This window comes from Snodgrassella sp. B3837, assembly GCF_026535955.1.
Taxonomy (GTDB): domain Bacteria; phylum Pseudomonadota; class Gammaproteobacteria; order Burkholderiales; family Neisseriaceae; genus Snodgrassella; species Snodgrassella alvi_E.
On sequence record NZ_JAFNPI010000015.1, the window covers coordinates 78,694 to 91,239 of the forward strand.

The following is a 12,546-nucleotide window of genomic DNA, read 5'->3' on the forward strand; positions in this document are numbered from 1 at the left end:
AATTATTGCCATATCAGCAAGGCGTGGTTGCGTTTGCCGCGGCGTACAATGGTGTAGCGGCCGAAACGTTTGTCGCTGTCACTGAAAATATAGTCAGCAGTGTTGATTTTTTGTCCGTTTACCATTACCGCTCCTTGGCTGATGAAGCCGCGTGCTTCATTGTTGGATTTGGCCAGTTCTGTTGTGGTTAATGCCTGTACGATATTGATGGATTCACTGATTGTATAAGTGGGCAAACCGTCCAGAGATAATTGCTGAAAATCGCTTTCTGTAAGCGCACTTTGGTCTTCGGCAAATAAGTTTGTTGAAATTCGCTCCGCTGCTGCCAGCGCTTCTTCCCCGTGAATCAGTCTTGTCATTTCTTCAGCCAGAATGCGCTGAGCTTCCGGTTTGGTACCGCTGGCCTTATCTTGAGCTTCAATGGATTCTATTTCGGCCACACTGAGGAAAGTAAAGTATTTGAGGAATTTGTAGACATCGGCATCAGCAACTTTCAGCCAAAACTGGTAGAACTGATAAGGAGAGGTTTTTTCTGCGCTGAGCCATACTGCGCCACCTTCAGTTTTACCGAATTTGGTACCGTCGGCTTTGGTAACGAGAGGTAGGGTTAATCCGTAAACGGTAGCTTGATGCAGACGACGTGACAGATCGATACCGCCTGTTATATTACCCCACTGGTCTGAACCGCCAATTTGTAATACGGCACCATGACGGCGATGCAATTCAGCAAAATCATAGCCTTGAAGCAGGGCATAGGCAAATTCCGTAAATGAAATACCGACATCATCACGGCTTAAACGCTGTTTCACTGATTCTTTATTCAGCATAGCATTCACAGAAAAGTGCTTGCCGATGTCGCGCAGAAAATCCAGACAGTTCATGCTGCCAAACCAGTCAAAATTATTGGCCATGATTGCCGCATTGTTGCCATCGAAACTGAGAAATGGTTCTAACTGGGCACGGATTTTGGCTACCCATTCCTGTACCGTTTCCAGTGTATTAAGTGAACGTTCTTGTGCTTTGAAGCTGGGGTCGCCAATCATGCCTGTGGCACCGCCTACAAGGGCGATAGGTGTATGTCCGGCAAGTTGAAAACGGCGCAGAACCAAGATAGGTAATAGATGGCCGATATGCAGGCTGTCTGCAGTGGGATCGAATCCGCAATATAAGGTGATTTTTTGCTGGTTTAATAAGTTATCAAGCGCTTCTGCGTCAGTGGTCTGAGCAATCAGGCCACGTTGCTGTAAATCGTATACAACACTGGTCATGGTAAAAATTTATACTTTCAAATAAAAGTTGTCCGAAACAGAAAAATGCTGGTTATCTGAAATTCGAAATGGCATATATCTTTAATCGAATATGCCCAGTTTGGCCAGACAGCCTGTTTTCTGATTAGCTGATTAATAATGATGCATTATTTTACACGATTTGTTTGCCAGTGCATTTGTGCCTACAATAAATTGATTATTCTTCAGTTGAGTATGATTGATAAAAGTATATTTCATTATTGTTGCTAGCGAGACATGTTAAAACAGCTAATGTCTATCTGATGGAACCGCATTTTAGCTGGTCGAAAAAACAGCCCTGACGGGCTGTTCGTGAATGGTTATGAATTCAGGTCAGACGTTGAACAAGAAATGGATAACATCGCCGTCATTGACGATATATTCTTTACCTTCGGCACGCATTTTACCGGCTTCTTTGGCTTTAGCTTCGCCGCCACAGGCAATAAAATCATCATAGGCAATGACCTGTGCACGAATAAATCCGCGTTCAAAATCTGTATGGATTACACCGGCTGCCTGCGGTGCTGTATCGCCTTTATGGATTGTCCACGCTCTAACTTCCTGAACGCCGGCGGTGAAATAAGTTTGCAGGCCAAGTAATTCATAGCCGGCGCGGATCAGGCGGTTTAATCCTGGTTCTTTTAATCCCATTTCAGCTAAAAATTCTACTTTATCAGCCTCATCCAAATCTGCTATTTCGCTTTCCATGGCCGCACATAAAACTACGACTGGTGCATTTTCTTCAGTGGCCAGTTGTTGCAGGCGCTGTAGATGGGGATTGTTTTCGAAGCCATCTTCGGCCACATTGGCCACATACATGGCTGGCTTAACCGTGAGCAGGCACAGAGGTTTAATCAGAGCTAATTCATCTTGATCCAGACCGGCTGCGCGTACTGGTTTGCCTTCTAGCAAGTGTTGCTGCAAACGTTCAAGGACGGCTACCAGTTTCTGTGCTTCTTTATCACCGGATTTAGCACGTTTGCTTTCGCGAACAATAGTTTTTTCCACACTGGCCAGATCTGCCAGTGCCAGTTCCGTACCAATCACTTCTATGTCAGAAATCGGGTCAACCTTACCGGCAACATGCACAATATTGTCGTCGTCAAAGCAGCGCACTACGTTCACAATGGCGTCGGTTTCGCGAATATTGGCCAGAAACTGATTACCCAGCCCTTCACCTTTGCTGGCTCCAGCTACCAGTCCGGCAATATCAACAAATTCTACAATAGCCGGCTGAGTCCGTTTCGGATTCACAATTTTGGACAGTTCAGCCATACGATCATCCGGTACTTCAACGATGCCGACATTCGGTTCGATGGTACAGAAAGGATAGTTAGCAGCTTCAATGCCAGACTGGGTAAGGGCGTTAAACAGGGTCGATTTGCCTACATTGGGCAGACCCACAATGCCACATTTCAAACTCATGATATTCCTTGAAATAGCAGAATATAAAAATGGCTGAATTGTAACATAAAGCTTTGCTGTACCTATGCGGCACCGACCAGAATGGCAAAGTCTGCTAAAACAAACAATGCAAGAATTTTTCAGGTATAAGAAAATTTAAGCCTTTAAGCTAAATAAAATTATTTTTTAAAACAATAGTTTGATAGTTTTTGCTTAAATGATGCTTGCGTGCGCAAAAAAATATCGTATAATTGCGTCTCTCTTAAAACGAGATACGGCGAATTAGCTCAGTCGGTTAGAGCAGAGGAATCATAATCCTTGTGTCCGGGGTTCGAATCCCTGATTCGCCACCATATTAATCGCAAACTCTATACAGTGTTTGCGTTTTTTTATGCCTTGCTTTTATTATACTAAATAAATACTTAAGGCTTAAATTTATCAAAATAAACCAGCTTTTATCATATACATTCATAAAATGAAAAAAGCTGATTTGATCTGGACTAACTGACATTTCATCTCAATATATTTAATATTGACTATTCAAGTTTACTAAGTGATTTAAGGAAGATCCTATAAATTTTTTTATATGAAATTTAAGTATCATCAAGGCAAAAACTAATTTAAACCCATATTTTTTCTGATAATTATTATCGTCTAAGCAGAACAAGACCTAGTAAACTGAATATTAAATCCGCTGATCCATTTCCTGTGCTGGACTCTCATGATTATCGGTTTTGCTAATAACCCGTGCAGGTACGCCAACAACGGTAGAGTATTCAGGTACATCGTTGACCACCACGCTGCCAGCTCCGACTTTGGCACAGGTATGTACACGAATATTGCCTAATACTGATGCATTGGCACCTATCATAACCCCATCACTGATTTTCGGATGCCGGTCACCGCTGTCTTTACCGGAACCACCCAGTGTGACGCCATGTAGCAGAGAAATATTATTCCCGAGCACAGCTGTTTCACCAATTACCACTCCGGTTCCATGGTCAATCATAATGCCATAGCCCATTGATGCTGCGGGATGGATATCCACTCCTAGTACTTCCGAAGCTCGGTTTTGCAGGAAATAGGCAAGGGTGTGGCGGTTTTGCTGCCAGAGCCAATGATTTATCCGATGTGTTTGAATGGCATGAAAACCTTTGTAATATAGTAAGGGTAAGGAATAGGTGTCGCAGGCCGGATCGCGCTCATAATAGGCTACGATATCCGCCAATGCTGCATGAATAATGGCCGAATCCTGCTGTAAGGCTTCCAAATATATTTCGAACAATGCACGCGCATCCATCACCGCACTGGACATTTTGGTGGACAGATGAAAAGCGAGCATGCGGGCAAAGTTTTTATGTCGTAATACGCTCAGATGCAGAAAGCTGGCCAAAATTGGTTCGTTGCGTACTGCATGTTCAGTTTCTCGACGAATGGTTTGCCACAGGGTTTCTGCCTGTTCAGCGTCAGGTAAGTTCATACTTCTCATTTCTCGTTTGCAGATTAATTCTATTGCAGAACAATATCATATTGTTCCTGATTGTATGTGGTCTCTACAGCTAGCGTAATCGGTTGGCCGATGAATTTACTTAAGCATTGCAATGACTGTGCTTCTTCATCTAGAAACAGATCAATTACACTTGGAGCGGCCAGTATACGTATCTCCTGTGCATTCACGCGTCGGGATTCCCGTATAATTTCCCTCTGAATTTCATAGCAAATAGTTTGTGCGGTTTTAAGGCGGCCGCGCCCTTGACAGGTAGGACAAGGTTCACACAGGATTTGTGCCAGATTTTCACGCGTGCGCTTACGTGTAAGTTCTACCAGTCCCAGACTGGTAAAACCATTCAGAGTGACACGGGTGCGGTCGTACGCCAGTGCCTGTGCCAGCTCAGTGAGAATTTCCTGCTGATGTGCTTCATCAGCCATGTCAATGAAGTCTATGATAATGATGCCACCTAGATTGCGCAATCTCAGTTCGCGTGCGATAACATGGCAGGCTTCAAGATTGGTTTTGAAGATAGTTTCTTCAAAATTGCGTGCACCGACAAATCCGCCGGTATTTACGTCAATAGTGGTCATGGCTTCGGTAGGCTCAATAATGATATAACCACCAAAGTTAAGGTTAACGCGTGGCTGCAAAGCCTGTGTGATTCTTGCTTCAATATTGTAAGCTTCAAACAAGGGGCTATCATTCTGGAATAATTGCAGTTTATCCAGTGCACCTTGAGAATAATTGGTAGCAAATTCACACATCAACTCATAATTGACTCTCGAGTCAACAATTATTTTATCAATATTGTCGCTGTACATGTCACGTAGTACACGCAGTGACAAAGGCAGATCCTGATATAACAAAGTTTCGGGCGCACTGGTTTTAGCCAGTTGCTGAATATTTTGCCAGCGTTTGGTTAAATAATTGATATCAGACTGCAATTCTGCATCAGTAGCGTTTTCTGCACTTGTACGGATAATGTAGCCATGACCGGCACCATCCGGTAACAAATTTTCCAAACGTTCTCTTAATTGATTACGTTCTTCTTCATCCTCAATGCGCTGTGAAATACCGATATGCTGATCCTGAGGTAGGTGTACAAGAAAGCGTCCAGCTAATGATATCTGTGTGGACAGGCGTGCTCCTTTGGTGTTGATAGGGTCTTTGATAACCTGTACCACTATATTCTGACCTTCATGCAACATATGTTCGATGCGTAAAGGTTGTTCAGGTTTCTGGCGCTGTTCCAGTACATCGACAATATGCAGAAAAGCTGCTCGCTCAAGGCCAATGTCAATAAAAGCACTTTGCATGCCAGGTAATACGCGGCGCACAATTCCTTTATAAATATTACCAACCAGGCCATGACCACAGTTGCGCTCAATGTGAATTTCACACAAGCTGCTTTCTTCCATAACGGCTACACGGGTTTCTTTCGGAGTAATATTTACCAATACCGCTTCAGCCGGCCGCTGGATATCCTTCGGCAGCGATATGTCGCTGTTATGCATGATAGGGCTTTCAATTTAATCAAATCACTTTGTACAGTCCTGATAATTGTCTACAGGACTGTGCAAAGTAATCTGGGCGAATACTTGCTTATGACTAATATCATAGCGCAGCACAAGCGTCATGCCAAACGCAGCTGCATAAAGATAGCTATCAGCAAATTCAATGCACAAAAACGACATAATTCTGTAATGGGGCAGAGCAGGTTTTCGTGATCATGCTTTACCAACATGTAAAACAAGAATACAAATTGAAGCGAAATAAATAATATTAATCTGTTGGGTCTCTAATTTAGCTTACTGCACGCACGAATACATTCATTGATGAGCTTGGGGCCACGAAATATCAGGCCGGAATACAGCTGTATTGCAGTGGCACCAAGGCTGATTTTTTCAGCTGCATCGGCGCCAGTGTTAATTCCGCCTACACCGATAAGAGGAATCTTCCCTTCAAGCAGCGCAGATAGGTGGCGTAATACCTGATTACTTTGTGGTTGCACTGGACGACCGGATAATCCTCCAGTTTCTTGTGCATATCGATGCTTACCCAGCATCGTTTTATCTATAGTGGTATTTGTGGCAATAATGCCGTCAATCTGGGTGGCTAATGCTACATCTGCTAATGCAGTAATTTGGTCTTCAATCAGGTCTGGTGCAATTTTAACAGCAATAGGGACATAACGACTGTGACGCGTTGCTAGCTGCGCCTGCCGGTTTTTTAAATGATTCAGGAGTCTGTCCAATTCGCTGGCACTTTGCAGACTGCGTAAATTGCGTGTATTGGGAGATGAGATATTTACAGTTATATAACTAGCATAAGGATAGGCTTTTTCAAGACAGATTAGATAATCATCAGTGGCTTTGTCTATGGGAGTGGCAGCATTTTTTCCAATGTTAATTCCTAGTATGCCACGATATTGGCTGTTTACAATGTTATCAATCAGGGTATCGATACCATAGTTATTAAAGCCCATGCGATTAATGATAGCCTGATGTTCTGGTAACCGGAATAAACGGGGTTTGGGGTTGCCTGCCTGTGGTAGCGGTGTAACGGTGCCAACTTCGATAAAGCCAAAACCCAACATTGACAGTGCATCAATATACTCACCATTTTTATCCAGACCAGCCGCTAATCCCACCGGATTGGGTAAAGTCAAACCCATTAAGTCTATTAAATTGCTGTCTGTTCCGGTGCTTTGATTGTTATTGGCAGAAGCTTGTCCGTCTCTCAGCAAAAAACCGCAGTGATAACGATGTAGCAGCTGTAAACATTTCAATGACAGATAATGGGTCTTTTCCGGATCCAGTCGGAATAACAAAGATTTTATAAGCGAATACATGATATTGATGCTGGATAAGGTGGAGAAATATTATAACCAACAACTCTATCAATTCGAGTGGAAAACAATTAAATTCAGTATGTGTTGGTGAAATAAATCATTTAATTAGGTATATTTCAAGTTAGCTGGCTGGTGATACAAAGCGCATGTTTGAAAAAGAAATTGCCTGTTGTATTAATCAGGATACGTTAAAAAAATTGCCCGTTTATGTTTATCAATAGTTGTGGCGAACATAAACGGGCATAATTTTTTTTACAAAAGATTTGCAGTTATATCTAATGGCATTTACCAAGGCTGATCAGTCATGCCGCGAATGTTTTGCAGCATAGTGCTGCCAATACTTTTGCTGAAACGTTTTTCCCAGCTGGTTTCAGCAGTGTAATCTACTAAATCAGGTGCACCAATTACATCACGTGCGACAGTATAAACATTGCCAAAATCGTCTATCAGTCCCACTTTTTTGGCTTGTTCTCCAGTATACGCACGGCCACTGAAGATATCTGGGTTTTCAGCAATTTTCAAACGTTTGCCTCTTCCCTGTTGTACAGCCTGAATAAACTGTTCATGAATGCTACTCAACATCTGTTGCCAAATTTGTGCCTGTTCCGGTGTTTCGGGAACAAAAGGGTCACCCATATCTTTATTACTGCCGGCAATTTTAACTCGGCGTTTAATGCCCAGTTTATCAATCAATCCCGTAAAATCAAAACTGCTGCCAATTACTCCAATACTGCCGACCAAACTAGACGGGTCTGCATAGATTTTATCTGCGGCACTGGCAATGTAGTAACAACCAGAAGCACACATATCTTCAGTTACAACATATAAAGGTATGCTGGCATGTTTGGCTTTAAAATATCGAATTTCTTCATATGCGATGCTGGAAATAACCGGGGAGCCGCCGGGGCTATTAGCACGAATAATAATTCCTTTGACATTTTTGTTCTTATACACTTCTTTCAGGCTTTTACGTAATAAATCGGCCTGATTATTGTCACTGCTGATGGTGCCTTCCAAATTAATAACCGCTGTATGGGCACCGGTTGGTTTGCTGCTGCCTGAAGAAGCAATAATTATCAAGATAAAAATCAGCAGCCATAGAAGACGCCAGAACCAGCGCCAGATTCGATTACGCCGCTGCTCACGATATACTTCAAGCAATAGTTTTTCTAGTAAATTGCGTTCCCAGCTGCTGCCCTCGGGCGTTGAACCAGCTGGTTCTGATCCTTTAATATTGATTTTCATCTGCTTATTCTCAGGTTTTGGTGCTGATGTATGTGTAGTTAAATGATTAGGCTAAGCCGTTTCATTCTCTATTATCCAATCATTTAAATCAGTTATAAGTAAAATTATAGCCGAATTTTATTTTTTTAGTATGCTTTTGTCGTGTTTGGATTGCAGGCTAAACTTTATCCTGCTATCGCCGTACATTATAATAGTCTTGCAAACAGCGTGTCAGCACAGTTAAATTTTGAACCGCCGCTTAAAAAAGGCAATATAAATTAAAGCAAGATACTACTGTGGCAGAAAATAATGGATTCAGTATATTAAATTTATATATCTAATCTTTGATAAGAATCTTGCTTTAAATGCCGATGAAGTTTGATATAAGGAAAGCAGTAAATATTTTTTTTCGACCTTATGAATTTTTTGATTCGAATATTGCCTGTTGTCTATACTCATAATCATTTTGGAAAATCATGTCCAGATTCTTTTTTAACAATCGTAAACAATTAATTGATGAAGCCATTGAAGGTTCGGTGATTTCTGCACCACATGGCAATCTTGTCAAGCTGGATACTGATCCGGCTATCAGAATAGTGGCTCGCAATGACTGGGATAAAAGCCGTGTAGCTGTAATTTCCGGCGGTGGTTCGGGACATGAACCGGCTCATGCTGGGTTTGTGGGCAAAGGTATGTTAACGGCGGCTGTATGCGGTGATTTGTTTGCTTCCCCGAGTGTTGATGCTGTGTTTAACGCCATTGTAGCTGTCACTGGTGAACAGGGTTGTTTGCTGATTGTGAAAAATTATACTGGGGACAGATTAAATTTTGGACTGGCAGCAGAAAAAGCCAAAAGCCATGGCTTGAAAGTGGAAATGGTCATTGTGGCTGACGATATTTCCCTGCCGGAAAATCGCCAGCCACGCGGTGTAGCAGGCACGGTGCTCGTTCACAAAATTGCAGGCTATGCTGCTGAGGAAGGAAAGTCACTAGCACAGGTTCGCGCATTGGCTCAACAGGCTTGTGATAATCTTTGGAGTCTGGGTCTGGCCATGCAAACCTGTCATCTGCCAGACTATATGGAAGAAACACGGATCAAAGACGGGCAGGTAGAGCTTGGATTAGGTATACATGGTGAACCCGGTGCGTCGGTGGTTAATACTCAAAACAGCAAAATTCTTATCGATAATTTGGTGAAGTCTTTACAGCATTCGGCTGGTAAGGGGCGTTTTGCTGTTTTGATCAATAATCTCGGTGGAGTGTCATCTCTGGAAATGGCTTTGCTAACGCGTGAAGTAGCACATTCCTCAATCAGTGAGCAGACTGATTGGCTGATTGGCCCTGCTCCTCTGGTTACATCGCTGGATATGAAAGGTTTCTCCCTTTCTGTACTCAGATTGAATGATTATTTTGTTCAGGCACTGAATGCTCCGGTAGAAACACAAGGATGGCAGAAGCCGGTTGCTTTAAAACCTTTAAAAAAGCTTGCCTGCCAGCCCGTATTAAAGCAGTCTGAATACAAGCCATCTGAAAATGCGTTGGCTGCTGCTTGTATTACAGCCATAACAGATAAACTCATTGGACTGGAAAGTCGACTTAATGCATTGGATGCTAAAGTAGGTGATGGTGATACAGGTACCACTTTTGCGCATGGTGCTCATGCTATAGCACAGCAGCTGACACAGCAGCAGTTGCCACTTAACGATTTGCCCCAGTTATTACTGTGTATCGGTGAGCGACTTGCAGTAGTCATGGGGGGGTCAAGCGGGGTGCTGATGTCGATTTTCTTCACTGCTGCCGGACAGCATCTACAAAAGGGAAGTACGCTGATAGAAGCATTGTTAAACGGGCTGACACAGATGAAACATTATGGCGGTGCCGATTTGGGTGACCGTACTTTGATTGATGCTTTACAGCCGGCTTTGCTAAGCTGGCAACAACATGGTATTGAGGCTTCGGTACATGCTGCTAGAGAGGGTGCAGATAGAACCGCAGATATGCATAAAGCCGGAGCTGGGCGTTCATCTTATGTTAACAAACAGAATCTAGTCAGTGTACCTGATCCGGGTGCAGTGGCTGTGGCTGAGGTGTTTACTGTATTGACTGAATTGGATAATAAATAGTCGAACTATATATATTTAACCACGAAAAATTTTCAACCAATAAAAATTACTTATTATTCAGATAATATATAACAGTATTTATATTATAAGTTAAATACGAATCGTTATCCTCGTGAACGTCATATATGTGATTGATTTGCAAGAATGGAAAAAGAAATGAAAGCAGTTATCCCAGTTGCTGGTTTAGGAACTCGAATGTTGCCGGCTACAAAAGCCATCCCTAAAGAAATGCTAACGGTGGCAGACAAACCGTTAATTCAGTATATCGTAAAGGAGTGTGCACAAGCAGGAATTAAGCAAATTGTGCTGGTTAACCATGCTTCTAAAACCGCAATTGAAAATCATTTCGATACTGCGTTTGAGTTGGAAACGCAGTTACAGAACAAGGGTAAAACTGCGTTGCTGGCAGAAACCCGTGCCGTGCTGCCTCCTGATGTTCAAATTATTCAGGTACGACAAAGTGAAGCAAAAGGACTGGGTCATGCTATGCTGTGTGCGCGTTCTGTGATTGGTAACGAACCGTTTGCCGTCTTACTGCCGGATGTGCTCATAGATGAAAGCGCCTGCAATCTGGCAACAGATAATCTGGCAGCGATGGTAAAGCATTTCAGAGACACACAACGTAGCCAGATTATGGTTGAGCGCGTGCCGATGAGTGAAGTAAATAAGTACGGTATAGTGGATTGTCATCAGCAACAGGCCGAGGAGGGATGTAGTATAGCTATGACAGCCATTATTGAAAAACCTGCGCTGGAAGAGGCTCCATCTGATATGGCTGTCGTGGGTCGCTACGTGCTTTCTGCCAGTATCTGGCCGCTACTGGAAAAAACATTGCCTGGGGCAGGTGGTGAAATTCAGCTGACTGATGCTATAGCTGCATTAATGCAGCAGGAAGCAGTAGATGCATTTGTTATACAGGGTTATTCACATGACTGCGGCGATAAGCTTGGTTATATGAAAACATTTATAGAATACAGCCTGCGACATGACAAATGCGGTGCTCAGCTTAAAAATTGGTTACAACAGCAAACATTTTAAAAACCGAAGTCGGTTTAAATGTGGGCGGATAATCCTAATCTGGAGCAGATGGTAAACTGAGCAAAAACTGTTGTAACTCATCTGGTAAAGGGGCGATAAGTTGTAATATATCGCCACTGACCGGATGAGGAAGTGTTAATTCAGATGCATGTAAAAACATTCTTTTCAACCCTGCTTTTTGCAGGCGTTTGTTTATTTGATAATCTCCATAGCGTTCATCACCAGCAATCGGACACTGTTGCGATTGCATATGTACACGTATTTGATGAGTGCGGCCTGTTTTCAACGTAGCTTCCATCAAGGTAAGAGATTTAATTCCTGTAGCGTATAGCTGCTGTCCTGCAAACCTTTGCAGTACACGAAACATAGTATGTGCACGCTGACCTTCCTGATTATTGCCGGTAACACGTACCATTTTTTCACCCTGAGCCCCAGTGTATTTTATAAGAGGGAGTTTTACATGTTGTACTTTTTCTGGCCAAAATCCAACCGAAAGTGCCTGATAGACCTTGTGTGGATGGTTTTGTCTGATTGATTCGTGCAACTTAACCAAAGCACTGCGTTTTTTCGCAATCATAAGCAATCCGCTAGTGTCTTTATCCAGCCGGTGTACCAGTTCCAGATAACGTGCATCAGGACGGGCACGGCGCAGCTGCTCAATAACACCAAAACTAACGCCGCTACCACCATGAACCGCGACGCCGGATGGTTTGTTTATAACCAGCAAAACATCGTCTTCATAAATGATTTCAAATTCATGTGCTGGAATTGCTAAATAATCAGGGCAAGCCATTCTGTCGGCAACACGAATGGGTGGTAAACGGATTTCATCGTTAACGGCAATTCGGTCAGTTCCTTTGCAGCGTTTTTTGTTCAAACGAACCTCACCACTGCGGATGATGCGCTGTATATGACTTTTTGGCACACCTTTTAATTCCCGTATCAAATAATTATCCAGTCGCTGTCCAGCACTTTCGGCACCGACAGATAAAAACTGCACTGAATCTTTGCTTAAAACCGTCATATTGCTTATAATCCGTAAGCTTTTATAAATAAATAAAAGTCATCAGTTGTTTTCGCCGTAAGAATTCACGGCAAGCAAGACTGAACCATAAAAAAGGCGCATTT

General features: G+C 42.8%; 9 protein-coding genes and 1 tRNA gene. 3 read left to right on the forward strand and 7 right to left on the reverse strand.

Annotated features, from left to right (window positions below; translation table 11 throughout):
• Positions 1–2: 2 nt before the first annotated feature.
• Positions 3–1,268, reverse strand: coding sequence for a tyrosine--tRNA ligase (gene tyrS, locus J3U67_RS05475; RefSeq protein ID WP_267392163.1), 1,266 nt, complete (start codon positions 1,266–1,268; stop codon positions 3–5).
• Between the two features lie 351 nt (positions 1,269–1,619).
• Positions 1,620–2,711, reverse strand: a complete 1,092-nt coding sequence (ychF, locus tag J3U67_RS05480; RefSeq protein ID WP_100157306.1) for a redox-regulated ATPase YchF — start codon at positions 2,709–2,711, stop codon at positions 1,620–1,622.
• Between the two features lie 255 nt (positions 2,712–2,966).
• Between ychF and J3U67_RS05485 the strand changes: the two genes are divergently transcribed.
• Positions 2,967–3,043 (forward strand) — tRNA-Met (locus J3U67_RS05485).
• A 332-nt stretch (positions 3,044–3,375) separates the two neighbouring features.
• Here the strand turns inward: J3U67_RS05485 and cysE are convergent.
• The 4 genes from cysE to sppA all read right to left on the reverse strand — a co-directional run bounded on the left by cysE (position 3,376) and on the right by sppA (position 8,278).
• On the reverse strand, positions 3,376–4,170 hold the full coding sequence (gene cysE, locus J3U67_RS05490; protein ID WP_267404202.1) for a serine O-acetyltransferase: 795 nt from the start codon (positions 4,168–4,170) through the stop codon (positions 3,376–3,378).
• Between the two features lie 29 nt (positions 4,171–4,199).
• On the reverse strand, positions 4,200–5,696 hold the full coding sequence (rng, locus tag J3U67_RS05495; protein ID WP_267392165.1) for a ribonuclease G: 1,497 nt from the start codon (positions 5,694–5,696) through the stop codon (positions 4,200–4,202).
• A 284-nt stretch (positions 5,697–5,980) separates the two neighbouring features.
• Positions 5,981–7,033 (reverse strand): quinone-dependent dihydroorotate dehydrogenase, encoded by a 1,053-nt coding sequence (locus J3U67_RS05500; protein WP_267392166.1) that lies wholly within the window; start codon positions 7,031–7,033, stop codon positions 5,981–5,983.
• Between the two features lie 285 nt (positions 7,034–7,318).
• A complete protein-coding gene (sppA, locus tag J3U67_RS05505; RefSeq protein WP_267392167.1) occupies positions 7,319–8,278 on the reverse strand; it encodes a signal peptide peptidase SppA in 960 nt (319 codons plus the stop codon).
• Positions 8,279–8,733: 455 nt separating this feature from the next.
• On the opposite strand from sppA, the gene J3U67_RS05510 reads away from it, so the two are divergent.
• Together J3U67_RS05510 and galU are read left to right on the forward strand one after the other, a co-directional pair.
• The gene (locus J3U67_RS05510) at positions 8,734–10,380 is read left to right on the forward strand and encodes a dihydroxyacetone kinase subunit DhaK (RefSeq protein ID WP_267392168.1); all 1,647 of its coding nucleotides are present in this window, start codon (positions 8,734–8,736) and stop codon (positions 10,378–10,380) included.
• 156 nt (positions 10,381–10,536) lie between these two features.
• Positions 10,537–11,418 carry a UTP--glucose-1-phosphate uridylyltransferase GalU gene (galU, locus tag J3U67_RS05515; RefSeq protein ID WP_267392169.1) on the forward strand — a complete coding sequence of 294 codons (882 nt, stop codon included), beginning with the start codon at positions 10,537–10,539 and terminating at the stop codon, positions 11,416–11,418.
• A 34-nt stretch (positions 11,419–11,452) separates the two neighbouring features.
• On the opposite strand, the gene J3U67_RS05520 is transcribed toward galU, so the two are convergent.
• Positions 11,453–12,442 carry an RluA family pseudouridine synthase gene (locus tag J3U67_RS05520; RefSeq protein WP_267392170.1) on the reverse strand — a complete coding sequence of 330 codons (990 nt, stop codon included), beginning with the start codon at positions 12,440–12,442 and terminating at the stop codon, positions 11,453–11,455.
• Positions 12,443–12,546 lie beyond the last annotated feature (104 nt).

Coding starts and splice junctions, on each gene's coding strand:
- tyrS (WP_267392163.1), bottom strand. CDS start 1,268: ATGACCAGTGTTGTATACGATTTACAGCAACGTGGCCTGATTGCTCAG.
- ychF (WP_100157306.1), bottom strand. CDS start 2,711: ATGAGTTTGAAATGTGGCATTGTGGGTCTGCCCAATGTAGGCAAATCG.
- cysE (WP_267404202.1), bottom strand. CDS start 4,170: ATGAACTTACCTGACGCTGAACAGGCAGAAACCCTGTGGCAAACCATT.
- rng (WP_267392165.1), bottom strand. CDS start 5,696: ATGCATAACAGCGACATATCGCTGCCGAAGGATATCCAGCGGCCGGCT.
- J3U67_RS05500 (WP_267392166.1), bottom strand. CDS start 7,033: ATGTATTCGCTTATAAAATCTTTGTTATTCCGACTGGATCCGGAAAAG.
- sppA (WP_267392167.1), bottom strand. CDS start 8,278: ATGAAAATCAATATTAAAGGATCAGAACCAGCTGGTTCAACGCCCGAG.
- J3U67_RS05510 (WP_267392168.1), top strand. CDS start 8,734: ATGTCCAGATTCTTTTTTAACAATCGTAAACAATTAATTGATGAAGCC.
- galU (WP_267392169.1), top strand. CDS start 10,537: ATGAAAGCAGTTATCCCAGTTGCTGGTTTAGGAACTCGAATGTTGCCG.
- J3U67_RS05520 (WP_267392170.1), bottom strand. CDS start 12,442: ATGACGGTTTTAAGCAAAGATTCAGTGCAGTTTTTATCTGTCGGTGCC.